The organism is Corynebacterium sp. TAE3-ERU16 (assembly GCF_019209935.1).
GTDB lineage: Bacteria > Actinomycetota > Actinomycetes > Mycobacteriales > Mycobacteriaceae > Corynebacterium > Corynebacterium antarcticum.
Window position 1 is genome coordinate 14457 of record NZ_JAHUTN010000007.1, and the last position, 24089, is coordinate 38545.

The 24089-nt window shown below is 69.1% G+C and carries 19 protein-coding genes; 8 read left to right on the forward strand and 11 right to left on the reverse strand.

Annotation, left to right across the window (positions count from 1 at the left end; genetic code table 11):
• Positions 1-65 precede the first annotated feature (65 nt).
• From KRX55_RS08285 to KRX55_RS08305, 5 genes are read right to left on the reverse strand one after another with little or no spacing between them, the layout of a single operon-like run.
• Positions 66-830 (reverse strand): thiazole synthase, encoded by a 765-nt coding sequence (locus KRX55_RS08285; RefSeq protein WP_218407287.1) that lies wholly within the window; start codon positions 828-830, stop codon positions 66-68.
• A 2-nt stretch (positions 831-832) separates the two neighbouring features.
• Positions 833-1078, reverse strand: a complete 246-nt coding sequence (gene thiS / locus KRX55_RS08290; RefSeq protein WP_218407288.1) for a sulfur carrier protein ThiS — start codon at positions 1076-1078, stop codon at positions 833-835.
• 9 nt (positions 1079-1087) lie between these two features.
• The gene (gene thiO / locus KRX55_RS08295; RefSeq protein ID WP_218407289.1) at positions 1088-2167 is read right to left on the reverse strand and encodes a glycine oxidase ThiO; all 1080 of its coding nucleotides are present in this window, start codon (positions 2165-2167) and stop codon (positions 1088-1090) included.
• Entirely contained in the window at positions 2164-2811 is a 648-nt protein-coding gene (gene thiE, locus KRX55_RS08300; protein WP_370625797.1) for a thiamine phosphate synthase, read from the reverse strand. Before thiE ends, thiO begins: the two co-directional genes overlap by 4 nt.
• A complete protein-coding gene (locus KRX55_RS08305) occupies positions 2808-3344 on the reverse strand; it encodes an NUDIX hydrolase (protein WP_218407290.1) in 537 nt (178 codons plus the stop codon). Before KRX55_RS08305 ends, thiE begins: the two co-directional genes overlap by 4 nt.
• A 99-nt stretch (positions 3345-3443) precedes the next feature.
• Here KRX55_RS08305 and KRX55_RS08310 point away from each other — a divergent pair, with 99 nt between their 5' ends.
• Genes KRX55_RS08310 through KRX55_RS08320 form a run of 3 tightly spaced genes read left to right on the forward strand, consistent with a single transcriptional unit; the run spans position 3444 to position 8292 of the window.
• Positions 3444-4880: a hypothetical protein gene (locus tag KRX55_RS08310; RefSeq protein WP_218407291.1), complete on the forward strand. Its 1437-nt coding sequence runs from the start codon at positions 3444-3446 to the stop codon at positions 4878-4880.
• Positions 4877-5905 (forward strand): glutamate ABC transporter substrate-binding protein, encoded by a 1029-nt coding sequence (locus KRX55_RS08315; RefSeq protein WP_370625798.1) that lies wholly within the window; start codon positions 4877-4879, stop codon positions 5903-5905. Before KRX55_RS08310 ends, KRX55_RS08315 begins: the two co-directional genes overlap by 4 nt.
• A gap of 2 nt (positions 5906-5907) precedes the next feature.
• Complete coding sequence (locus KRX55_RS08320; RefSeq protein WP_218407293.1) at positions 5908-8292, forward strand: serine/threonine protein kinase; 2385 nt, start codon at positions 5908-5910, stop codon at positions 8290-8292.
• A 365-nt stretch (positions 8293-8657) separates the two neighbouring features.
• Here the strand turns inward: KRX55_RS08320 and KRX55_RS08325 are convergent, their stop codons facing one another.
• The 4 genes from KRX55_RS08325 to KRX55_RS08340 all read right to left on the reverse strand — a co-directional run bounded on the left by KRX55_RS08325 (position 8658) and on the right by KRX55_RS08340 (position 15636).
• Complete coding sequence (locus KRX55_RS08325) at positions 8658-9749, reverse strand: permease (RefSeq protein ID WP_370625799.1); 1092 nt, start codon at positions 9747-9749, stop codon at positions 8658-8660.
• Positions 9746-10591, reverse strand: coding sequence for a TIGR03943 family putative permease subunit (locus KRX55_RS08330; protein WP_218407294.1), 846 nt, complete (start codon positions 10589-10591; stop codon positions 9746-9748). The genes KRX55_RS08325 and KRX55_RS08330 overlap by 4 nt, the downstream gene beginning before the upstream one ends.
• A 12-nt stretch (positions 10592-10603) precedes the next feature.
• The gene (phoA, locus tag KRX55_RS08335; protein WP_218407295.1) at positions 10604-13867 is read right to left on the reverse strand and encodes an alkaline phosphatase; all 3264 of its coding nucleotides are present in this window, start codon (positions 13865-13867) and stop codon (positions 10604-10606) included.
• Positions 13868-14163: 296 nt separating this feature from the next.
• Positions 14164-15636 (reverse strand): helix-turn-helix transcriptional regulator, encoded by a 1473-nt coding sequence (locus tag KRX55_RS08340; RefSeq protein WP_218407296.1) that lies wholly within the window; start codon positions 15634-15636, stop codon positions 14164-14166.
• A gap of 246 nt (positions 15637-15882) precedes the next feature.
• On the opposite strand from KRX55_RS08340, the gene fepB reads away from it, so the two are divergent.
• The 5 genes from fepB to KRX55_RS08365 all read left to right on the forward strand — a co-directional run bounded on the left by fepB (position 15883) and on the right by KRX55_RS08365 (position 20878).
• Positions 15883-16911 (forward strand): Fe2+-enterobactin ABC transporter substrate-binding protein, encoded by a 1029-nt coding sequence (gene fepB / locus KRX55_RS08345; RefSeq protein ID WP_218407297.1) that lies wholly within the window; start codon positions 15883-15885, stop codon positions 16909-16911.
• A gap of 16 nt (positions 16912-16927) precedes the next feature.
• Positions 16928-17962 carry a FecCD family ABC transporter permease gene (locus KRX55_RS08350; RefSeq protein WP_218407298.1) on the forward strand — a complete coding sequence of 345 codons (1035 nt, stop codon included), beginning with the start codon at positions 16928-16930 and terminating at the stop codon, positions 17960-17962.
• Positions 17959-19017, forward strand: a complete 1059-nt coding sequence (locus KRX55_RS08355; protein ID WP_218407299.1) for a FecCD family ABC transporter permease — start codon at positions 17959-17961, stop codon at positions 19015-19017. The genes KRX55_RS08350 and KRX55_RS08355 overlap by 4 nt, the downstream gene beginning before the upstream one ends.
• Before the next feature lie 4 nt (positions 19018-19021).
• Entirely contained in the window at positions 19022-19906 is an 885-nt protein-coding gene (locus tag KRX55_RS08360; protein WP_218407300.1) for an ABC transporter ATP-binding protein, read from the forward strand.
• Positions 19907-19969: 63 nt separating this feature from the next.
• Entirely contained in the window at positions 19970-20878 is a 909-nt protein-coding gene (locus tag KRX55_RS08365; RefSeq protein WP_218407301.1) for a siderophore-interacting protein, read from the forward strand.
• 204 nt (positions 20879-21082) lie between these two features.
• Here KRX55_RS08365 and KRX55_RS08370 read toward each other — a convergent pair whose 3' ends face one another.
• Together KRX55_RS08370 and pta are read right to left on the reverse strand one after the other, a co-directional pair.
• On the reverse strand, positions 21083-22291 hold the full coding sequence (locus KRX55_RS08370) for an acetate kinase (RefSeq protein WP_218407302.1): 1209 nt from the start codon (positions 22289-22291) through the stop codon (positions 21083-21085).
• The gene (pta, locus tag KRX55_RS08375) at positions 22291-23670 is read right to left on the reverse strand and encodes a phosphate acetyltransferase (protein WP_370625800.1); all 1380 of its coding nucleotides are present in this window, start codon (positions 23668-23670) and stop codon (positions 22291-22293) included. Before pta ends, KRX55_RS08370 begins: the two co-directional genes overlap by 1 nt.
• Positions 23671-24089 lie beyond the last annotated feature (419 nt).

Genomic DNA, 24089 nt, shown 5'->3' on the forward strand with positions numbered 1-24089 from the left:
ACCGACAGACGGGGGCGCGGCCGGGTTTCGGCCACCCACCGGTGACCGGGACCGTGGCGGGGCCGTCAGACGGGTGATTCGGTCGGCGAGGACGCCTGCGACCAGAATCGCTTCGGGATGCGGCCGGCGGTGCGTGCGAGGTGTCCGGATTCGACGGCGAGTTTCATGGCCCGCGCCATGGTGACGGGATCATCTGCCCGGGTGACCGCTGTGGCGAGGAGAACGGCGGCGCAGCCGAGCTCCATCGCGCGGGCGGCGTCGGAGGCGGTGCCGATGCCCGCGTCGCAGATCACCGGGACACCGGCGGCGGAGGTGATCATCTCCAGGTTGTGTTCGTTGCGGATCCCCAGCCCGGTGCCGATCGGTGCGGCCAGCGGCATCACCGCGGCGCACCCGGCCTCCTCCAGCTGGCGGCAGAGGATGGGGTCGTCGTTGGTGTAGGGCAGCACGACGAAGCCGTCGTCGACGAGTTGCTCGGCGGCGTCGAGGAGCTCCACACCGTCGGGCAGGAGGGTCCGGTCGTCGGCGATGACCTCGAGCTTGATCCAGTTGGTGTCCAGTGCCTCCCGGGCGAGCCGGGCGGTGAGGACGGCCTCGGCGGCGGTCCGGCAGCCCGCGGTGTTCGGCAGGACGGTGATACCCAGGTCGTCGAGCAGGGCGAGCAGTCCGGTGTGCCCGCCGGCGTCGACCCGGCGCATCGCGACGGTGGTCATCGCCGTGCCGGAGGCGACGAGCGCCTCGCGGAGGACCTGCTGGTTGGCCGCGCCACCGGTACCCATGATCAGACGTGAGGTGAGGGTCTTGCCGGCGATGACCAGTTGCTCGGACACCTCTACCCTCCCTGAACGGCGGTGAAGATGTCGATCTGCGCCGCTTCCAGCTGTCCGACGGTCTCTTCCCAGCGGGCCGCCGGGACGACCAGCCCGTTGACGGCGACGGCGAAGCCGCGGTCGGATTCGGAGCGTTCGCGGACGAGCTGGCGGATGGTGGTCTCCGGTCCGAGCTCGCGGGCCTGCCCGTTGACTGTGACCGTTCTCGGTCCGTGACCACCGGGTGTGCGTTCGGTGAACTGACTCATGGGGTGCTCCTAGAGGGTCGGTCGGTCCGGTCGGGTGAGCCGGGTGATGTCGAGTGGTGTGCCGTGGACCTCGGCGAGGACGGCGTCGGCGGTGACGGCGGAGAGCAGGATCCCGTTGCGTCCGTGTCCGCAGGCGGCGATGACGCGGCCGTCGCCGACGGGGCCGATGACCGGGACGTTGTCGGGGCTGTAGGGCCGGAGTCCGGCGATCACCTCGTCGAACACGTAGTCGTCGACTCCGGGGAAGACGAGTGCCGCATCGTCGAGCAGCTGCCGGACCCCACCCGCCGTGGAGGCGGTGTCGTGGCCGTGCTCGTATTCGGTGGCGCCGACGGCCACGCCCCACGCACGGGGCACGAGGTACAGGGGCCGGCCGTGCACACGGGCGCGGATCGTGCGTTCCGGGGCGGACTGCGATCCGGGTTGCCGGCGCAGGCGCACGACCTCTCCCTTCACCTCACGGACGTCGAGCCCGAGCAGTTCGCGCGCACCGGCGCCCGCCGCGACGACGACACGCTCACCGGGGACCGAGTCAGGATCGGTGACCGTCTGTTCCACCCGCCGGACGCCGAGCCGTTCGCAGGCCTCGGTCAGCCGTTGGAGCAGGACGCGGTTGTCGACGGCGTGTTCCTCCGGGCACAGGATCCCGGCGCGCAGTCCGCGGCGCAGCGCGGGCTCGAGTTGCCGCATCTCCCGTCGGCTGATCCGGCTGAGTCGCCCCGGGTAGTGCGATTCAACGAATCCGAAGGTGCGCTCGATGTCGCTGGCGTCCGCGTCGTCGGCGCCGGTGAGGATCGTGCCCGTCCCGGTGACGATGTCGTCCACCCCTCCGTCGGCGAGGTCGGTGAGCAGGTGTTCCCAGGAGTCGAGGGACGCGACCCCGAGGTGGAGCATCGTCTCCTCGCCGGGCCAGGCTTCGGTGAGTCCGCCGAGCATGCCGCCTGCGACCCATCCGGCCCCGTCGCGGGGGCTCGCCGCGGGGGTGTACAGCGTGACGTCGGCTCCGGCGTGGGCCAGTCGGAAGGCGCAGGCCAGTCCGATGACGGATCCGCCGATGACGCTGACGGGAGTGCCGTCGATTGAGGTCACCGCCCGTCCACCGCCGTCCTGAGGGCGCGGGTCGCCGACGCCGGGTCGTCGGCGTCCGCGATGGCGCGGACCACCACGAGCCGCCGGGCGCCGGCCGCGGCCACGTCGCCCGCGTTCCCGGGATCGATGCCGCCGATCGCGAACCAGGGTCGGGTCGTTCCGGTGGACGCCGCGTACCGGACCAGATCGAGGCCCGTCGCCGCACGGCCGGGTTTTGTGGGTGTCGCCCACACCGGGCCGGTGCAGAAATAGTCGACGTCGGGATCCGCGATGGCGGCGTCGACCTGTCCGGGATCGTGGCAGGACCTTCCGATGATGACGTCGGGGCCGACGATCTGTCGGGCCACGGCGACGGGCAGATCCCGCTGGCCGAGGTGGAGGACGTCGGCGCCGGCGGCGCGGGCGATGTCGGCGCGGTCGTTCACCGCGAGCAGGGTGCCGTACCGTTCGCAGACCTCCCGGAGGGCGGCGAGGAGATCGAGTTCCTCGGCGGCCTCGATCCGGGGGTTCTTCTGCCGGAGCTGGATGATGTCCACTCCGGCGCTACAGGCGCTCTCGGCGAGCTCGAGCAACCCGGAGGTTCCGTCGTCGCGGAATCGGGCGTCGGTCACGAGGTAGAGGCGCGCCTCATCGATGGTTTTCACCGGTCATCTCCCATGAGTCGGTCGAGTTCCTCCCGCAGACGCGGCCAGGCGGCCGCGAACGCGGGCATCAGGTTCAGGTCCGTGATCCGGTCGAGAGCGACCCACCGCAGTTCGACGGATTCCCGGTTCGCCCGGGTGGGCAGAGGTTGGCCGACCCGTCCGATGACTGTGGTGTAGGTCCACCCGCCCGCGAGTTCCGGGCGTTCGGGATCGGCACGGTGGGGTCCCGCGGTGGTCAGCTCTCCGAGGATCTCCACGCGGTCGGTGTCGATGGCGCACTCCTCCTCCGTCTCCCGGAGGGCGGCTTCCGCGGCTGATTCGTGGGAGTCGCGGGCGCCGCCGGGTAGCGCCCAGGTTCCTCCGTCCGCGGTCCATTCGGCGCGGTGCTGCATGAGAATGCGGAGCGGGGTGCTCCCCGTTCCTCCGGGAGAATCGGAACCGTCCGCGACGAGCAGTAGCCCGGCGGCACCGTGAACTCCCCAGCAGCGCGCACCCCGGGGACCGGCTGACCAACCGTTTCCGTCACCTTTCATAGCCCCCAACATTAGTCCCGCGGCCACCTCCGGGGGTGACCGGTCGGCGGCATCAGCACAGCAGCAGTGAAAGTCGCGAAGGTCGGTTATTCTTGTGAAATGACCGGCGCCCCTCAGTCCACCGCGATCCCGGAGGACACCCAGGACCACTGGTTGGACCGGGTCAGCGGAATGGACCGGCAGCGTCACCGGCATCCGCTGTTGGCGTTCGCCCAGGACACCTTCGGCCAGCCCTTCCACTGGCTGCGCAGGACGTTCGGTTTCCTGCGTACCTCTCCGGGGAAGATGACGGCGATGACCCTGATCATCACGGTCGCGATCTTCGCAGCCGGTTTCTCCATGTCCCAGTCATCGGCCGCCCGTAAGGACGCCCTCGGGACGTTGATCACCACCACCGAACCGACGTCCTACGCGGCGCACAATCTCTACACCTCACTGTCGGTGGCGGACACCGCGGCGACCACCGGTTTCGCGCAGGCGGGTGTGGAGTCGCCGCAGACCCGGCAGACGTACAACGACTCGGTCCGGCGGGCGAGCATCGCCGCATCCAGGGCCGCCGCGGGCGTCGCCGATCTGGACAGCAGACCGGGCCAGCTCATCTCCCAGATCCAGCGCCAGTTGCCGGTGTACACGGGGCTGGTGGAGACCGCGCGGACAAACAGCCGGGCGGGAAACCCGGTGGGTGCCGCATACCTGGCGGAGGCCTCCGCGCTCATGCGCACCGAGATCCTCCCCGCCGCGGCGGAGTTGTTCGAGCAGACGTCGGAGGAGGTCCGCCAGCAGCAGTCGCAGCTGACCGAACCGCAGTGGGTCCCCCTGTCGGGATTGGCCGCCGCCCTCCTGCTGCTGTTGCTCGGGCAACGGTGGCTGGCGGTCCGGACGCGACGCTGGCTGAACAAGGGTTTCGTCACGGCGACGGTCCTGATGACCGTCGCCCTGTTGTGGGTCGGTGGCGCGAACCTCGTCACCTGGAACGCCGGTACCAGGGGTTTCGAGGAGGCCTCGCAGCCGCTCGAGTCGCTGACCAACGCCCGCATCGCCGCGCAGAAGGCCCGGACCGAGGAGACCCTGGCGCTCGTGCGACGGCAGAGCTCCAGCGGGAAGGCCGGTTTCCTCACCGAGACCCGGGCCATAGACCAGGCGCTGGACGCCTACGAGAACTCCGTGTTGAGCAAGGCGGACGTCAACTCCGCTAACTCCGAGATCGCCCGGCAGTCGCTCGTCTACTGGCGTAGCGCCCACTCCTCCCTCACCGAGTATCAGGCCGCCGGTAACTATCCGGCCGCCCTGGAGACCGCCCTCGGTGTCCGCGGCGTGGAGCGCTCCCCCGGTGACGGCACCGCGGCGAGTGCCTTCGATTCGCTGGATTCCGCACTGTCCTCACTCATCGACGATGCCCGGGCCTCCCTGCGCAGCTACATAGCCGACGGGTTGAACGCGACGACCCGGGTGTCCTCCATGGTGCTTCTGCTGAGCCTGCTGGCGATGGTCGCCACGGTGGCGGGCATCCGGCCCCGACTCCAGGAGTACCTGTGATGCGTCACCGTCGTCCGGTCTCCGCGGCCGTGTTCCTCGCCACCGCCCTCACCACGGCCTCGTGCGCCCAGCCGAATCACGACGAGCCCCAGCCGGCGTGGGTTTCCGCGACCGACTCGCCCCTCCCGCTCCCGCCCGGTGCAACGGTGGAGAAGGCGGGCAGCAGCCCCGGTAAGCCCATCCTGGTCGAGGGACTGCTGGGTTCCCGGCGCCCCGGGAACGAGAGTGTCGAGGAACGGGTGCCTGAGATCCTCAGACGTGGCCGGTTGATCGTCGGAGTCGATCAGTCGCAGAACCTCCTGAGTTTCCGCGATGCGACGACCGGGGAGCTGGAGGGCTTCGAGGTCGATCTCGCCCGGGAGATGGCCCGGGACATCTTCGGTGACCCGTCGAGGGTGGATTTCCGCTTCGTCGACTCCTCCGACCGGGTCATGGCGCTCGAGGAGGGGGCCGTGGACATCGTGGTGCGCTCCATGACGATCACCCGGAGCCGACAGGATCAGATCGCGTTCTCCACCCCGTATTTCACGGCGCGAACACGGATTCTCGCTATGGAGTCGTCGAACATCTCGTCGCTGGCTGATCTGGAGGGCCGCACCGTGTGCGTCACCAACGGGTCGACGGCGGCCGAACGCGCGCGGACCCTCGCCCCGGAGGCGGATCTGCTGCTGGTGCGGAACTGGGCCGACTGCCTCGTCGCGGTGCAGCAGTACCAGGCGGACGCGGTGCTGTCGGATGACGCGATCCTCTCGGGCATCGCCGAGCAGGATCCCTACACCCGGCTGGTCGGCCCATCCCTCGGCGAGGAACACTACGGGGTGGGCATCGCCTCCCCCGGCTACCGGCACGACACGGACGGCCTGATCCGGCAGGTGAATTCCACCATCGAGCGGGTCCGTGACGACGGCACCTGGTGGCGCCTGTACAACCGGTGGTTCGGCCCGTACCAGTCCACCGACGGGCCCCCACCTCTCGACTACCGGCCCGAACCTGACAGGGAAACCCAGCAGGAGGATGAGGCGTAGCGATGGCCGAGTACGAGATGGGCACCGAGGCGGTCCCCTACAATCCCTTCGAGGACGACGACTACGAGGACGACGACACGATCCACGCGCTGCTCGACGACCTCGGGAGCATGCGTGATGACGCCGCCACCCTGACGGCGACCTCCCCCGCGGCCGTCACCGGTACGGCTCCCGCGCCGGGTCCCGCCGACACGACTACGTCGCCGCCCCCGGCAGAAGACGCCGGGACCCGGTCCCGACAGCAGGCACTGTCGACGTTCCGTGAGCGCCGTTCGTCCACACGCAGGGGCCGATTCGTCGCCGACGGGATGGTGCAGCTGCCCTTCATCCGCCTCCGGGATCCCATGGAGGCGATCACGGATCCGGCGGAGGACATCGCCAGGGGCATCGAGCCCCCCTCCCTGTCCCCCGGGGACATGGTCGCCGGGCAGTACGAGGTCGCGGGCGTGCTCGCGCACGGTGGAATGGGCTGGGTCTATCTCGCGCAGGACCGGAACGTCTCCGGGCGGTGGGTCGTGCTGAAGGGGATGATCTCCGATCCGGACAACCGGCACCGGTCCGTCGCCGAGGCCGAACGCGAGTTCCTCGCCGACATCACCCACCCGGGGATCGTCAAGATCTTCAATTTCATCGACGACCCGCACAGCGACACGAGTTTCATCGTCATGGAGTACGTCGGTGGCCCGTCCCTCCGCGACCGCCGGCGACGGCAGTCGGGGGGTGTCTTCGACGTCGCTCTCGCCATCGGCTACATCCTGGAGATCCTGCCCGCCCTCGACTACCTCCATTCCCGTGGTGTCGTCTACAACGATCTCAAACCCGACAACATCATCGTCACCGAGGACCAGGTCAAGCTCATCGACCTCGGCGCGGTCAGCGGCATCGGCGCCTTCGGGTTCATCTACGGCACCCGCGGGTTCCAGGCCCCAGAGGTCCCGACCCAGGGGCCGAGTGTGGCCAGCGACATCTACACCATCGGCCGCACCCTCGCCGCCATGACCTGCAACCTCCCCGTCGTCGACGACGCCTACGCCCCGGGCATCCCCTCCCCCGCCGGGGAGCCGGTGCTCCGCAGGCATCTGTCGTTCTACCGCCTGCTGCTCCGTGCGACCCACGAGGATCCGGCCCGTCGCTTCCGTGATGTCACCGAACTGTCCACCCAGCTCTACGGGGTGCTCCGGGAGATCCTCGCGATCCGTGACGGCAAGCAGTTCCCGGCGCAGCACTCCCTGTTCTCCCCGCAGCGTACGACGTTCGGAACCAAGCACCAGGTGTTCCGTACCGACCAGCTCATCGACGGCATCGAGCGGGAGGTCCGGATCACCGCGCCCGAGGTGGTCGCCGCACTCCCCGTCCCCCTCATCGACCGCAGCGACGTCGGCGCGGGCCTGTTGTCCGGATCGTCGTACGCGGAGCCGCTCGAGGCCCTGGAGACCATGCGCCAGGCGATGCAGACCGAGGAGTACTCGGCGTCCGCGGAGATCCCGCTCGGCGTCGTGCGGGCCCTTCTGGACCTGGGTTTCACCCTGGAGGCGAAGCAGTGGCTGGATTCCCTGTCGGAGCGCCTCGGTCTGGACTGGCGACACCAGTGGTACTCGGGGGTCACCGATCTGCTGCTGGACGACTACGTGGCCGCGCAGGACCACTTCAACAACGTGCTCAACATCGTGCCCGGCGAGGCCGCGCCGAAACTCGCCCTCGCGGCGGTCGACGAGATGCTCCTGCAGCAGTTCGGGTACACCCACCGCCCGCTGCTGGACCAGGACGCCATCCACACCGCGGCGCACTCCGCCGGTACCGATGCGGCGCTCCACATGGACGTGCTGTCGACGCTCGGGGAGAGCTGGTCCCACCTGACCTCCGATCCGGTCGCCCTCCGGTTCCACTCGATGCGCCTCTACGCGCTGGTGTGGGCGACGAACCCGACGACGGTGTCCTCCGCGTTCGGCATGGCCCGCCAGCTCATGGCGGAGAAGCAGGTCGAACTCGCGGTGAACGCCCTCGACAAGGTTCCCCAGCCCTCCCGCCACCACCGGATGGCCAAGTTGACCACGATCCTGCTGCTGGTCTCCGGGGACCCGGCCAAGCTCACCGAATCGAGGATCCGGCGCGCGGCCCGCCGCCTGGAGGAGATCCCGAACAACGAACCACGTCTCCTGCAGATCAGGATCGGTGTGATCAGCGCGGGACTGAACTGGCTGCGGTCGACCGGCCTGGACTGCTCCGCCAGCCCCAACACCCTGTTCGGTTTCCCGTTCTCCCAGCGGGGACTGCGTGCGGCACTGGCCGACACCCTGCGCAGTCAGGCGCGGATGGCTCCGTTCGCGCGGCACCGGTACAGCCTCGTCGACATGGCGAATGCGGTTCGCCCGCCGACCTGGTTCTGACCGCACCTCTCCCCACGGTTCCCGGGGCGTTACCGCGGTGTGGCGCCTCCGGACGATGGCGCGCGGCGGGACGCCGGGACGCCGTCCCCACCGGGCGGTCGGTGGCGGCGGTGCCGGTTCAGCCGCGGGCGTGGCGTCGCGGCGTCCGGCGGAGCTCCGGCCACCTCGCCGTCCCGCACCGACTCACCCAGCACGTCCGGGACGGTGACGGGTCCGGACGTGGGGAAACCCGCGCCGTCGTCGTGCGGAAGAGAACGCGGCGTGCCGGTTCCGGGGTACACCTGTCTCCGTCGGGCGGACCCGCTGTGACCGGTGGTGACACGGGATCTGCCGCGTCACCGGACGTCCCGGAAAACGATGCCGCCTCACAGGACCCCGAAGATGACCGCGCCCACCGCGACCGCGGACAGGACACCGCAGATCAGGACCATGGGGACGAACCGGAGGACGAACCGCGTCCCGAATGCACCGGCCTGCATGGAGATCAGCTTGATGTCGACCATGGGGCCCACGACGAGGAACGCGAGTTGCGCGGTCGGGGAGACCGCGGTGAACGACGCGGCGACGAAGGCGTCCGCCTCGGAGCAGAGGGAGAGCAGGATCGCGAGCCCCACCATGACGAGGACGGCGAGCAGCGGGGTCTGCGAGATGTCGGCGAACCAGGAGGCGGGGACGGTGACCTTGATGAGTGCCGCGACCATCGCGCCCAGGACGAGGAATCCCCCGGCCTGGGTGAGGTCGTGGAGCGCGGTCATCTGGAACCGGCGCCACTGCCAGCTCCGCTTCCCGGACCCGGTGGCGTCGTGGGTGCAGTGGTCGTCGGCGCAGCCGCCGAAGCCGGCGCCGTCCGGGGCGGTGACCCGGATCTCGTCGTCGCGGCCGAGGATGATCCACAGCCAGCCCGCGGTGAGGACCGCGAGGAAGGACGCGATGAACCGGGCCCAGGCCATCTCGGGCAGGGCGTTGAACGCCACCGCCGTGGAGACGATGACCACCGGGTTGAGCGCCGGGGAGGCGAGCATGAACACGAGCGCCGCGGCTCCGGACACCCCGTTGCGCATGAAGGACTGGGCGACGGGCACGGAGGCGCACTCACATCCGGGCAGGGCGATGGCGACGGAGCCGGCGACGGGCACGGCGAGGAAACTGTTGCGCGGGGTGATGCGCTGCAGGAAACCGGGTGGCGCGAACGCCGCGATCACCGCGGACACGGTGACCCCGAGCACGAGGAACGGCAGCGCCTGGATCGCCACGGCGACCGTGATCGCGGCCCAGGATTCGACGGCGCCACCCATGTTCCAGAGCGGGTCGACGGCGCTGGTCGGACCGGTGCCGAACTGGGTCCACAGCACGACGATGAGCCCGAGTGCGGTGAATTCCCAGAGCGCGAGCTGCCTGGGGGTGACGCGGCCGGCCCGGCCGGTGTCCGCGGCTTTCGGTGTGGTGGTGGTGCTCACAGGTACGGGATCCTCGGTTCCTTGGTCTCGGTGATCGATTCTGGGTCGAGGACGAGGTGTGAGGTGGAGGCGTCGGTGTCGACCGTGCCGACCACCTCGACCCACGTGTCGTCGGGCAGATCCGTGCCACCGGCGAGTGTGGCGGAGTAGGCGACAGCGTCGGCGGCGCAGCAGAAGATCTTGTAGCGGTTGACCATCACCTTCTGTCCGTCGGTGGAAGCCTCCCGCCCGCTGTCGTCGAAGCTGGCGGCCCCGCCGTGGGAGATGAATCCGAGGACCTTGATGCGCTTTCCCCCGAGATCCGCCAGTTCGCCGTAGGAGTACCGGTTGTGGAGGTCGTCGAGGTTGAGTTCGTTGACCCCGCTGTCGGACAGCGGCTCGAAGGTGACGCCCCCACGTGCGACGTCCACCCGGCCCCCGTTCCCGGCGAGTGCCGCGTCACGTTCGGTTCCGCTGGCGGTGTTGTCGAGCATCGCCGCGCCGAGCGGGGAGGGGGCCCCGATGACGACGAGCAGGAACGGGACGAACACGAGCCAGGCGATCGGTGACACCGCCGCCCGTCCACCGCCCCCGTGGTTCTCCCGCCGCGCCCCGAGCCACAGGACCGAGATCGCGAGTGCCGTGATGAGGAGTCCGACGGTGAGGGTGAGCGGCTGCCAGAAGGTTCTGATGTAGGTGGATATCCGGCCGCTCACGAGCAGCGCGAGGACGAGCGCCCCGGTCAGCAGCCACAGGACCGCGATGATCTGGGCCGCGAAACCCGGACCGGTCACCGGGCCACCGTCGATGCGCTCATCGTGCTCGTGGCCGTGGTGGTCGGTCCGATCCGGGTTTCCGTCCATGTCGTTTCCCTTCTAGCCCCGGGCGTTGGTGCGTCGACGGCCGGTGACGAAAGCGGTGACGGCGATGAGGATGACCAGGGCGAGGAAGCCGAGGGCGATCCACATCTTGGTGGAGGAGCTGGTGGGGGTGCCGGTTGTCTCCTGTGCCTCCGTCGAGGTGTCGGGGGCGTCTGTTTCGGTCGCCTCCCAGCGTCCGGCGAGGTTGATTCCGGCACCGTCGGTGTCCAGGTCGAGGGCGTTGGCGATGACGTAGTGGATGTCGGTCTGGTCGATCTGCCCGACGACATTGGCGGCCCCGGGGCCTTCGGCGGCTACCCGCAGCTGGGCCCCGGTGTGGGTCTGGGAACCGAGTGCCTCTTCGTCGTCGTTCGACTTGGCGGTGGCGTAGTTGACGGTCATCTCGTCACCGTCGGCGGTGACCAGCTTGGTGGTGCGTCCGGCGGTCGCCCGGTCGTTCGCGGTGATCTGCGAGGTGTGGGCGTGGTCGGCGGTGGTGATGATGAGGGTCGGTTCGCCGGATTCCCGGACCCAGTCGCGGGCCGCCCGGATCGCGTCATCGAGCTGCTGCGCCTCGCCGATCTGGCCGCAGATGTCCGCGTCGTGGTCGGCCTTGTCGACGGACGCGGACTCGATCTGGACGAGGAATCCGTTGTCGTTGCGCAGCAGGTCGAGCGCCTTGGTGGTCATCTGCGCGAGGGTGGGCACCTCGTCACCGCGTTCGGGGTTCTCGGTGCAGCGCACACCCTGCCCGACGGCGGGTTCGACGGTCGGGATGCTCTGCTCCCAGACCCGGGGCAGGTTGCCCTCGGCGAAGATGCCGAGGACCGGGGCGTCCTGGTCGGCCTCCTTGACGGCGTCGAGTTCGTCGGCGGAGGTGACGACGGTGAAGCCCTGACTGCGGGCGTTGTCGAGGACGGAGTCACCCTTGGTCCAGGTGTGTCCGTCCCAGTCGCCACCGGCCTGGACGGTCTGCTCGAGGTACTTCGCTCCGCCGCCGAGGGTGATGTCGGCCCGGGTGTCGATGAGCTGCTCGGAGATGGAGCCGAGGCCACCGTACTCGCGGAACTGCTTCTCGAAGCCCTCGCCCTGGCAGGTCCTGTTGTTCTTGTCGTATTCCGGTCCGTAGCACTTGCGGTTGAGTGCGTGGCTGCCGACCGCCGCCGGGGTGGCGTCCTGGATCTCGGCGGTGGTGACGTTGCCGGTCTTCAGTCCCTTCGCCTTGGCCAGCTCGATGATGTTGGGCACCGGGGTGCCGTCGACCCTGATGCCGAGTCCACCGTTGTAGGTCTTGGTGCCGGTGGCCCAGCCGGTGGCCGACGCCGCGGAGTCGGTGACGTAGGTGGGACCGCCGAGCTCGGGGTCGAGCGCGAACGTCGTGTAGTAGCCGGTATAGGGCAGCGCATCGATCCCGGGTAGCCGCCCGTTCGCTCCATGGAGGTAGTTGCGGGCCGAGGTGATCTCGCTGTCCCCCATGCCGTCGCCGATGAACAGGATCACGTTCTTCGCCTTCTCGTCGTCGAGGCCCTGTCCCTCCTTCGCGAACTGGGCGCAGTCGCCCGGGCCGGAGACGTACCCGTCGTCGCCGACCCTGTAGCAGGTGACGAGGGGGTCAGCCGGCGTGTTGCGGTCGCCTGTTCCCGGTTTGTAGGTGGTGGCGGATTTCTCCGTGGGAACGGACGCCCCGATGGTGGGGACGTCGTTGATCCGCAGGGCGTTGGCGACGGTGAAGAAGAGGTCGGTCTGGTCGGTCTGTCCGATCACGTTCTCCTCACCGGGCCCGTAGGCGGCGACGCGGAGCTGCGAGCCGTTGTGCTGCTGGGAAGCCTTCGGGTTGTCCGCGAGCTCCTGCAGCGGGAGGCTGCCGTAGGCGATGGTCTGTGAGGAGCCTTCCCCGGTGCGCAGGCGTGTGGTCGCGGCGACGGAGTCCTGTCCGTCGTAGATGATCTCGGTGGAGTGGGCGTGGTCGGCGGTGACGACGACGAGGGTGTTGCCGTCCTTCTTCGCGAAGTCGAGCGCGGCTTTCACGGTCTCGTCGAGGCGTTCGACCTCACCGATCATGCCGCAGGCGTCGGCGGCGTGGGAGCGCTTGTCGATGGAGGCGGCCTCGACCTGGAGCAGGAATCCCTTGTCCGACTCCGGATCATCGAGGAGCTCGATGGCCTTCGTCATCATGTCGACGAGTTCGGGCTGTCCCCCGGTGTCCTGGGCCTCGCACTCCATGGGGCGGCCGGATCCGCCGTCGGCGGTGGCCTTGGATGGGGCGTAGCGGGTGATCATGTTTCCGTCGTCGAACAGTCCGAGCACCGGGGTGTTCTGGTCGGCGGCGGTGACGGAGTCGAGTTCCGTTGCCGTACGGATGACGGTGAAGCCGTTGTCAGCGGCGTTGTCCAGCACCGTTTTTCCGGCGGTCCAGGTGGTCGTGGTGGGCAGGAACGGTGATCTGCCCTCCCCCGCGTGGATGACCTCCTGGTCGAATGCCGCCAGGCCACCGCCGAGGGTGACGTCGGGGCGGGCGTCGACGATCTGTTCGGCGATGGACCCGAGTCCACCGTTGTGCCGGTACTGGGCGGCGAACGCCTCCCCCTGGCAGGCCTTGGAGTTCTCCTCCTCCTGCGGACCGTAGCACTTGCGGTTGAAGGCGTGGGCGACGAATGCGGCCGGGGTGGCGTCCTCGATCTCCGAGGTGCTGACGTTGCCGGTGCGCATCCCGGCCTTCTTGGCCTTCTCGAGGAGGTTCTCCACCGGCTTCTGCTCGAGGTCGACGCCGATGGCGCCGTTGTAGGTCTTGATGCCCGTCGTCCAGGAGGTCGCCGATGCCGCGGAGTCGGTGACGTAGTTGAAGGAGCCGTCCCGGTCCACGGAGTGGTGGGTGTAGGCACCGGTGGAGGTGAAGGCGTCCAGCCCCTCGAAACGGCCGGCGGCACCCTTGAGATAGTTGCGGGCGGCGGTGATCTCCTGCTGCCCCATGCCGTCACCGATGATGAGGATGACGTTCCTGGCGTGATTCTCGGTCCGTTTCTGCCCGACGGTTCCGAACTGGGCGCACTCGCCGGGTTTCAGTGCGCGGACCGTTCCGTCCTCGGCGATGGGATTGCACTTCTCCGGGCCGTTGTACTGACCTCCCGGTCCGGTGACCGGAGCTTTCTCAGCGGCGGGGACCCGCTCGGGGTCTGCACCCGCGCTGACGGGGAGGACGACCGCGAGGGCCGCGGTGAGGAGGGCCCCCACGACGGCGCGTGTCGCTTGTTTCTGTGTTCGGCGTTCCTTGGCGGTCATGTGTCAGGCTTTCCGTGTCGGAGATGGCGGAACTGAGGGACGATGCGGATCTCTCGTCGTTTCGGGACTCCATCAGTCGACCACCCCAGGGTTAACCGACCGTAAAAGGCACGGGATCCGGGTACCCAACATCGCGTGAACAGCAGCAGAATGCACGCCCGGAGGACCACCATCGGAACACTGTTGAAAACAGTACCCGATAATCCTCCGTTTGGCCACGTTCCGGGCCCCGGCGCGCACCGTGACCGGTGCAGAACGTGGCGCGGCGCGTCCGGACGGGGACGACGACTACGGGTTCACGCATCCGGGGGCCGGGAATCAACCGGCGGCCCGGGGCGGGCGGGGACCACGACGGGTTCGTCCGCCAGTACGGGCCCCGGCCGGGCACCGGTCAATTGCGCGTACCGCTTGGGGGTCATACCGTGCTCGGCGAGGAACGCCCTGGTGAACGCGGCGGCATGGGAGTAACGCAGGGTGCGCGCCGTTTCCGTGGGACTCCTGCCCTGCGCCAGGAGTATGCGGGCGAGGGTCATCCGACGGACATAGCTGTGGCGCTGACGGCTGACCCCGTCGCCACGGACACACGCCCGCTGGCCGGATCGGTTGATCTCCCCCGCAGGTGGCTCCTCACGGGCACCGGGGACACTCCGGAAGATGTCGTCGTGACGGGCCCCCTCGACCGTTATGTGCGTGTACGTGGAGACCACCGTTCGCAGCAGATCGACGGGAGCGAAGCCGGAGAAATCGACGACGGTGGGCACCCGTGCCGCACCGGCGGACCCGTTGCCGTCGGGGTACCGGAACCCGAGCGGGAGTAGTAGTGTGCCCGCCTCCATCGCCACATGGACCGCGACGCCGGCGGGAAGCACCACCCCCTGGCCCTCCACGATGCCGATGGTGCACCGGTCCGTGGTGACGGTGGCCCGCCCGGTGACCAACCAGACGACGATGTCCCCACCATTGATGTTGAGCCAGGTCTCATTTTCCGGCACACCGGGGTCGTCCAACCTGATCTCACCGACGGAAGCCCGTCCGCCCCCGGAGAGTGCGGCGACCGGAGTGGTCCCCGTCTCGGCACGGTAGGCACGGATGAGTTCACTCGCGCCCGGGTATCCGGTGGCATGGGCCGCGAACTGCAGGCCACGACCACGCGCGATGAGGGCGACGGCCTCGTTGAGCCGGACCCGGGTGATCCACCGGCTGACGCTCAACGTGGTTTCCGCGCGGAATCTCCGCTGCAGTGTCCGCACGGACACGCCGGCGATGTCCGCGAGTTGCGCAACACTGTGGTTGACGGAGAGATCGGCCATGACCGTCCCTGCCACGGCGGTCGCCTCCGCCGAGAGCGGTTGCGGAGCCACGGGCACCGGCACCGCATCGGACTGGGCGGCGATGATCTCCGCGACGAGACACCGCAGGAAGTCGGTGCGTTCCACATCGGGCCTCAGATACCCCAGGTTCTGGGCGAACTCGAACAGAAGACGCAGCCGGAGCTGTTCCGGCAGAGCGGCGACAGCGGTTCGGGTGGACACCGCGACCGCCAGCTCTCCCGGAAGCTCGACGGGGATGACCACAGCATCCTCGCCGCCACGGATCCTGTAGCGCAGACCCGCGGCGATGAGCATCACCTGTCCGGCCGACAACCGGGTCGTCCCCACCGCCGTATCCACACCGGCGGTTCCGGCGTAGACCCACACGATGAGCGCGCGTCTGGCACACCGGGAGCTCCCCTCGACCGGACCTCTGCGGACCCGTTGCGGGACCGTCATCGTCCCCTCCTCTCCCCGTCCGTCGCCGAACCAACCACCAGCTGCGGTACGACCCCACGACGATGTTAAAAACTTGACGCCTCGAGCCGACCGAAGCCCGACACCCCATCCTAAGGTTAGGCCAACCTTCCGTTCACTTCCCGCCGTCCGTCCCCCCGTGCCGACACATTTCCCGTCGCCGACGCGGGAGACGGTGGGTGAGGACCAATTCGACAACGACAGGGGTGTGATCAACCGATGGTGAAGATGGCCAGGCACGCGACCACCGTGCTCACCGTGGCGGCACTGGGTGTGGCCACCATGACCGGATGCTCCGGAGGGGACGGGGCCACGACGCCCGACACGACACCGGCGACCTCGGGCACGACAGACAGCTCCGGGGCATCGGCCGCGGAGGCGGCGGCGTTCCCCCGCACGGTGACCGACGCCAGGGGTGAGGTCACCATCGAGGAGAAGCCGCAGCGCATCGTCTCGACGTCGCCGTCGATGACCGGGACACTGCTGGCGCTGGGGGTTCCGGTCGTGGCCACCGCCGCGGCACCCGTCACGGATCTGACCGACGACGACGGATTCTTCATGCAGTGGGCCGAGATCGCCCACGAGCGTGGGGTGGAGGTCGCGTACCCGCGTCTCGACATCAACCTGGACGCCGTCGACTCCTTCGATCCGGATCTGATCATCGGTTCGGTCGTCGGCGGGGACGCCGTGAACGACGAGTACGCGCAGCTGCAGGACATAACGACGACGGTGATGGTCGACTACCTCGACATGTCCTGGCAGGAGCAGACCCGCATGCTGGGGGAGGTCACGGGCACCGGGGAGAAGGCCGAGGAACTCATCGCCGACTACGAGGAGAAGGTGGAGCGGGCCGCGGCCGAGATCACCCCGCCCGCCGAGCCCGCGGTCGTGGGCTTCTACCGCGCGGCGGAGGGGCTCGCGGTTCCGGGTCCGGACACCCAGCACGGCCAGATCCTGCAGGACCTGGGTATCACCGTCACCGACGTCCCCGAGGAGACGTCGACGAAGGTGCGACCCGACATGCGCATGGTCAGCCGGGAGAACATGGCTGCGGCGCTGGCCGACGTCGGCAGCGTCTTCCTCATGCAGACGGGAACCGAGTCACCGGTCGCCGCGTTCTCCGGGGACCCGCTGGTTTCCACGGCCCCCGCCGTCGAGAACGCCAACGTCTTCGTCTTCGGCGAGTACTCCTGGCGCCTGGACTACTACTCGGCGCTGCTCACCATCGACTCCCTCGTCGAACAGCTGACCGGCTAGTTCAGCACAGTCCACCATGCCGATCCCCCTCCCGCACGACCGCCCCCGTACCCACCGGGGCCGCATGTGGGCCGTGATCTGCGGAAGCCTCACCGTCATGTTCGTCGCTACCCTCGCCGGACTGTTCACCGGTTCGCATCCGGTTGAGCCGTCCGTGGTCATCGGTGCCGTCACCGCCTTCGACCCGACGGACCCCGACCATCTCATCGTCGTGAGATCGCGCCTTCCCCGGATCGCGCTGGGGCTGGTCGTGGGCCTGTGCCTCGGGCTCGCCGGAGGACTCGTGCAGGCGCTGACGCGAAATCCGCTCGCCGATCCCGGCATCCTCGGGATCAACGCGGGGGCGTCCCTGGCCGTGTGCGTCGCCATCGGGTACGTCGGAGTCACCGACGTGTCCGGGTACGTGTGGTGGGCCTTCGCCGGAGCAGGCGTCGTGTCCGTGGTGGTCTACCTGCTGGGTTCGGTACCCGGGGGCGCGGCGTCCCCGGCGCGGCTCGCGCTCGCGGGCGCGGCGATCACCATGGCCTTGAGTTCGGTCATCTCGATGATCCTGCTCAGCAACTACACCATCTTCGAGCACTTCCGGTTCTGGGCGATCGGTTCTCTCCAGGGCAGGGGACCGGATGTACTGACGGCCGTGCTGCCGTTCGTCGCCGTCGGCTGTGCCCTCGCCCTCCTGCTGGCCCGCCCCCTCAACGCCATGGGTCTGGGGGACGAGTCCGCGGTGGGCCTCGGTGTACGGATCGGCCTGGTCCGTCTGACCACCGCGGTCGCGGTGGTCATGCTGGCCGGCGCGGCGACCGCCGCGGCCGGACCGATCTCCTTCGTGGGTCTGGCTGCGCCGCACCTCGCGCGGAGACTGACCGGACCGGACAACCGGGTTCTCATCCCGGCGATCATGGCGATCGGACCGGCTCTGCTGGTGGCCACGGATGTCGCCGGCAAGGTGATCATCGCCCCCGCGGAACTGCAGACGGGCATCGCCACCGCACTGCTCGGCGGGCCGGTGTTCATCGCGCTGGTGCGCTCGCGGAAGGCGGTGGGCCTGTGAGTCCGTCAGATCGGAGGATCAGTGGCTCGGTGATCCACGCCGTACGCATCGGTCCGGTGTCGGTCACCTACTCCCCGAGGGCAGCCGTCGTCGGTGTACTCGGACTGGTCGTCCTCGCCGCCGTCATCCTCTTCGCCCTGATGTCCGTCCGTGCCGATCTCTCGCCCGAACAGACCCTGCGGGCCGTCCTCGGCGACGGTGACGCGCGATCGATCCGGTCCGTCCGGTCACGGGCCCTGCCCCGGGCGCTGACGGCGGCGTGCGTCGGCGGCCTGCTCGGTGTGTCCGGCGCGGTGTTCCAGTCCCTGAGCCGCAATGTCCTGGGCTCCCCGGACATCATCGGGTTCACCGCGGGTGCCGCCACAGCCGCGGGCCTGACCATCCTGTTCGTGTCCCCCGACGTGCTACCCGTCGCACTCGCCGCAGCGACAGGCGGCCTGCTCACGGCGGCGATCGTCTACACGCTCGCCCGGACCCGCGGATCCGCGAACGGGATCCGGCTGGTCCTCGTCGGAATCGGTGTCGCCGCGACGGTGTCGGCGGTCCTGGACCTCATGCTGCTGACCGCGGACATCCGTCTCGCGACACAGGTGCAGGACTGGCGCGCCGGATCGCTGTCCGGCCGCGGCTGGGAGCACGCCCGCTCGGTGCTTCTCGCGACGGTAGTCCTCATCCCCGGTCTGACGGTGCTGCGGCGTGGTGTGGACGCCATCGAGCTCGGTGACTCCGCGGCATCCGGCCTCGGTGTGCCGGTGGAACGCACCCGGTTCACCGCGATCATCCTCGCGACGCTGGCCGCCTGCACCGCGACGGCCGTCGCCGGCCCGATCGCGTTCATCGCGCTGGCCGGCCCCCACATCGCACGATTCATCACCCGCATCCCCGGGGTCACGATCCTGCACTCCTTCGTCACGGGCGCGGTGCTGCTCCTGCTCGCCGACCACGCGACCCAGCACATCGACATCGGCCTGCGCGCCCCGGTCGGGCTCGTCACCGGTGTTCTCGGCGGCGCGTACCTCCTGATACTGCTCACCCGATCATCGACGAGGACGTGACACGATGACGCGCACCCCACACCACCCGCTCCCCGACCACCGGCCGGCCCACGGTCGGGACACGGACCCGCCGGAACCGGTGCGCCTCGCGCTGGAGAACGTGACCGTCGGCTACGACAGGGACGCCATCATCCGCGACCTCAGTCTGGATCTCCCGCACCGGGAGTTCACCGCGATCATCGGTCCCAACGGATGCGGCAAATCGACGCTGCTGAAGACCTTCTCCCGGATGCTGAAACCCACCCGGGGCCGCGTTCTCCTCGACGGAGCGGACATGTCCCGGATTTCGACGAAGCGTATCGCCCGGGCCGTCGGTGTACTCCCCCAGTCCCCGGTCCACCCGCAGGGCATCACCGTCGCCGACCTCGTCAGCAGGGGCCGCTACCCGCACCAGCACATCCTGTCCCAGTTCTCCGCCGCCGATGAACGCGCGGTCGACGACGCCCTCATCCGCACCGGGCTCGCGGATCTCGCCGGAGAACGCCTCGACGAGCTCTCCGGCGGGCAGCGGCAACGGGCCTGGATCGCGATGGTGCTGGCCCAGGACACACGGGTCATGCTGCTCGACGAGCCGACCACGTTCCTCGACGTCTCCACACAGACCGACGTCCTCGACCTGTGTGCCGCCCTGCACTCGCGGGGCCGGACACTCGTCGCGGTCCTGCACGACCTGAACATGGCCGCACGCTACGCGACCCACATCATCGCCATGAAGAGCGGTCGCGTCGTCACCCGGGGAAATCCCGACGACGTGTTCACCCTCGACGTGCTCCGCGAGGTCTTCGACCTCGACGCCCGCATCCTGCGGGATCCGGACACCGGCAGGCCCCTCATCGTGCCCCGCGCCCGCAGCGGCGGCGCAGGAGGTGGGCCACCGGCGAGCAACTGATCCACCGCACAACGCCACCGACACCACCGAGACGATCCAGAGACGATTCGAGGATGAAAGCCCATGACGAACAACCCCGACGACGCCGCGACCCCCGCCACGGCACCGGCGGCACCGGGTGCCGCGAACAGGTTCTACACCGGGCAGCCCCCGGTCCACCTGCGCAACAGTGAGCACGACCGAGACATCGACGACCACACCGCGGTGATCACCTCCGTGTCCGAACCCTGCCCGTCCATCGTCCGGATCACGGCGAGAATACCCGGGGCGGGCGCCAATCCGGCGTGGAGGAGCGCCAACGTGGCGATACGGTTGTATCTGTCCGAACGGTACGGCGACCACACCCGCGTCTACACGGTGCGCGACTTCCTGGAGGACACCGGGGAGGTGGTCGTCGACATCGTCCAGCACGGGCACGACTCGCCGATGATGCTGTTCAGCCGCGACGCCCACGTCGGCATGGAGTTCTCGCTCACCGGCCCCAGGGTGCACTTCACCATCCCACCCCGCGAGCAGGACGAACCTGTCGCACTGTTCGCGGACGCCACCGCCATTCCCGCGCTCGTCAGCATCTTCGACCGCACCGCCGGGAAACTCCCCGGCGAGCTCTATCTCGTCGCCGGGGACAGGGCCGCAGTCAACGAGATCACGCTCCCCGGTGACCTCCGACTGACCCACATCGACCCGGAGGACACAGGAGATCCCCAGCCGTTGTCCACGTGCGCGAGGGCACTGGAGAATCCCACCTCGTACGTCGTGTGGGCGGCCGGGGAGCGCGCGGAGATGGCCTCGATCCGCAGCTACTTCCGCGACGAGGTCGGCATGGACAAGTCCCGGGTCAGCGTCGCCGGATACTGGCGCATCGGTGTCGGCAACGACGAGATCGACCGGGCGCGCAAGAGGTTCTACGAGAAGAAGCGCGCCGAGGGCGCGAAGCTGGAGGACTTCAACGACCTCGACGTCGGCATCTGAGGCCCCGGGCCGGCACCGGGAGAGGCGACGGTCCGGGCGTCGGATGCCCGATCATCCGGCCGGGCGGGTCGGGCGGTGCGGCCGGGGTGCATGTGTGGCGCGCCCGGGAACGCCGGTTCCCACCCCGCCGCACCGTCGTGGCACCGGGTCCGTGACATGACGGGTGGACGGGGACAGTCAAGCGTCCCCGTCCACCCCGACCACTCAGCGGCTGCGGTTGGCCAGCTCGACCGCGTAGCGGGCGATGGCCAGCTCCTCGTTCGTCGGGATGACGAAGACCTTGACCGGGGAGTCGTCGGTGGAGATCTGCCGGGCGGCGCTGCTGCGCTCGGCGTTGCGCTCCGGATCGATACGGATGCCGAAGTTCTCCAGGTTCGCCATAGCGTCCGCACGGACGTTCGCGGCGTTCTCCCCGACGCCGGCGGTGAACGTGATCGCGTCGACCCGGCCGAGGGCGATCATGTAGCTGCCGATGTAGCGGCGCAGCTGGTGGATGTAGACGTTGTAGGCGAGGAACGCGTCCTCGTTGTGCTCCTCGATGAGCTCACCGAGCGCGCGGAAGTCGTTGACCCCGGAGATGCCCTTCACACCGGAGTCACGGTTGAGCAGGCGGTCGATCTCGTCGATGGACATGCCCGCGGAGCGGTGCAGGTGGAAGACGATGCCGGGATCTATGTCGCCGGAGCGGGTTCCCATGACGAGGCCCGCGAGCGGGGTCATGCCCATGGAGGTGTCGATCGCGCGGCCGCCGCGGACCGCGGTGGCCGATGCACCGTTGCCCAGGTGCAGGGTGATCTGGTTGACCTCCCCGGCGGGCATACCGAGCATCTCCGGGACATGCCTGGAGACGTACTCGTGGCTGGTGCCGTGGAAACCGTAGCGGCGGATGCCGTGCTCCGCTGCGACGTCCTTGTTGATCGCGTAGAGCGCGGCCGCGGGCGGCATGGAGTGGTAGAAGCCGGTGTCGAACACCGCGACGTGCGGGACATCGGGGAGGATCCTGCGGGCGACCTCGATGCCGTTGATGTTCGCCGGGTTGTGCAGGGGTGCGAGCGGGATCAGGTCCCGGATCATGCCGAGGATCTCGTCGGTGATGATCTCGGGTGAGGAGAACAGGATGCCGCCGTGGACGACACGGTGCCCGACGGCGGTGATCTCCACCTCGGCGGGGCCGCAGCCCTGTTCGTTCATCAGCTCGAACGCCATGTCCAGACCGACGTTGTGGTCCGGGATCGGCGCGGTGGTGGTGTAGGTCTCCCCCGCGTACTTCAGGGTGACGCGCCCCTCCGGTTCGCCGATCTGCTCGACGAGTCCGGAGGCGAAGGGTTCGTCGGTGGCGTGCCGCTGCGGGTCCACCAGCTGGAACTTGATGGAGGACGACCCCGAGTTGAGGACGAGTGCGAGGTCGGACATTACTTGGCTCCTGCCTGGATCGCGGTGATGGCGACGGTGTTGACGATGTCACGCACGGTCGCGCCACGGGAGAGGTCGTTGACGGGTTTCTTCAGGCCCTGCAGCACGGGGCCGACTGCGAGGGCGTCAGCGGTGCGTTGGACCGCCTTGTAGGCGATGTTCCCGGCCTCGAGGTCGGGGAACACGAGGACGTTGGCCCGACCTGCGACGGTGGATTCGGGCATCTTCTTCTTCGCAACCCCGGCATCGACGGCGGCGTCGAACTGGAGCGGTCCGTCGACGGCGACCGACGGATCGAGTTCCCGGGCGGCGGCGACGGCCTGGGTCGCGCGGTCGACGTCCTCGCCGCTTCCGGAGCTGCCGGTGGAGTAGGACAGGACGGCGACCTTCGGGTCGATGCCGAACTGTGCGGCGGTACGTGCGGAGACCACGGCGATCTCACCGAGCTCTGCGGCGGTGGGGTTGGGCATGACGGCGCAGTCACCGAAGGACCACAGCCTGCCCTGCAGCACCATGAGGAAGATCGAGGACACGAAGCTCACACCCGGCGCGGTCTTGATGATCTGGAGCGACGGCTTGATGGTGTGCGCGGTGGTGTGCGCGGCACCGGAGACCATGCCGTCGGCGCGGCCGGTGTGGATCATCATGGTGGCGTAGTAGGAGATGTCCCGCATGGTCTCGCGCGCCTGCTCGAGGGTGACGCCCTTGGCCTTGCGCAGCTCGGCGAATTCCTCGGCGAACACCTCGGCGTCGGGGTCGGTCAGGTGGTCGACCAGGTGTGCGGCGGAGAGATCGAGTCCGAGATCCGCGGCGCGGCGCCGGACGTCCTCGACGTCGCCGAGGATCGTCAGCTCGCAGACGTCCTCCGCCAGCAGCTGGTGGGCTGCGGTCAGGATCCGGTCGTCCTCGCCCTCGGGGAGGACGATGTGCGTGCGCTTCGCGCGCGCCTGACCGAGCAGCCAGTGCTCGAAGAGCGCGGGGCTCATCACCGGCTCCGGGGCGGCGGCACGCAGACCGGACGCGGCGGCGTCCAGCGCGGCTCCGTCCGCCGGGTCGGTGAGCGTGACGACGCTGGCGCCGTGGGCCTCGGCCTCGGCGACCGCGAGGTCCGCGAGCGTCGAGTCCGGGCCGGTGGCGATGAGCAGCGGCACCCCGAGGGCCGCGGCACACCGGGAGTCGAAGTCAATGCTTCCGGTTCCGACGAGCAGCGCGGCGCCGGACCCCAGCGGATCTGACCCGATGACAGCGGACACCGACACCTCCCCGTCGATCAACGGCCGAACCTCCAGACCCAGGTGCTCTGCGAGGGGGGCGGTGTCGATCCCGTTGAGGTTGCGGCCGGCTGCGGTGAGCAGCACCGGGCGGGGGGAGGAAGTCACGTGGAGTCCTTTCTGTGTGTCGCGCTGGCGCATGCGGCCACAGCGTGACGCGTCATGCGGCCGGGACACCTGCATTGTGGCACAGGCTGGCTTCTGTCGTTGTCTGTGATTCACTACATAGTTTAGACACGGAAACCCGGCCGGACACCCGAAACCGGTGACCCGGGCGCCACCGGAACGACGTCTCACCCGAAAACCTCCGGGAACACCCCTGTACACAGCCCCGCGGGGCCCCGGCGTGAAGTTCCACACCCCCAACCACGGGGGCGACCCCGGTCGAATCCCCCGCCCACGGAGGTCCCGTTCCGGACGTCGGAACACGCCTGGACGGAAACTGGGCGGGAAAACGTGACCCGGACCACCGACATGGGTGCGCGTGAAGGATATCCTGGCATGATTCCGCACCGACCGCGTACAGT

Excerpts from the sequence above, each read along its gene's own strand:
- thiS (WP_218407288.1), bottom strand. The coding sequence starts at position 1,078 with ATGAGTCAGTTCACCGAACGCACACCCGGTGGTCACGGACCGAGAACG.
- KRX55_RS08305 (WP_218407290.1), bottom strand. The coding sequence starts at position 3,344 with ATGAAAGGTGACGGAAACGGTTGGTCAGCCGGTCCCCGGGGTGCGCGC.
- KRX55_RS08310 (WP_218407291.1), top strand. The coding sequence starts at position 3,444 with ATGACCGGCGCCCCTCAGTCCACCGCGATCCCGGAGGACACCCAGGAC.
- KRX55_RS08320 (WP_218407293.1), top strand. The coding sequence starts at position 5,908 with ATGGCCGAGTACGAGATGGGCACCGAGGCGGTCCCCTACAATCCCTTC.
- KRX55_RS08330 (WP_218407294.1), bottom strand. The coding sequence starts at position 10,591 with ATGGACGGAAACCCGGATCGGACCGACCACCACGGCCACGAGCACGAT.
- phoA (WP_218407295.1), bottom strand. The coding sequence starts at position 13,867 with ATGACCGCCAAGGAACGCCGAACACAGAAACAAGCGACACGCGCCGTC.
- KRX55_RS08340 (WP_218407296.1), bottom strand. The coding sequence starts at position 15,636 with ATGACGGTCCCGCAACGGGTCCGCAGAGGTCCGGTCGAGGGGAGCTCC.
- fepB (WP_218407297.1), top strand. The coding sequence starts at position 15,883 with ATGGCCAGGCACGCGACCACCGTGCTCACCGTGGCGGCACTGGGTGTG.
- KRX55_RS08350 (WP_218407298.1), top strand. The coding sequence starts at position 16,928 with ATGCCGATCCCCCTCCCGCACGACCGCCCCCGTACCCACCGGGGCCGC.
- KRX55_RS08360 (WP_218407300.1), top strand. The coding sequence starts at position 19,022 with ATGACGCGCACCCCACACCACCCGCTCCCCGACCACCGGCCGGCCCAC.
- KRX55_RS08365 (WP_218407301.1), top strand. The coding sequence starts at position 19,970 with ATGACGAACAACCCCGACGACGCCGCGACCCCCGCCACGGCACCGGCG.
- KRX55_RS08370 (WP_218407302.1), bottom strand. The coding sequence starts at position 22,291 with ATGTCCGACCTCGCACTCGTCCTCAACTCGGGGTCGTCCTCCATCAAG.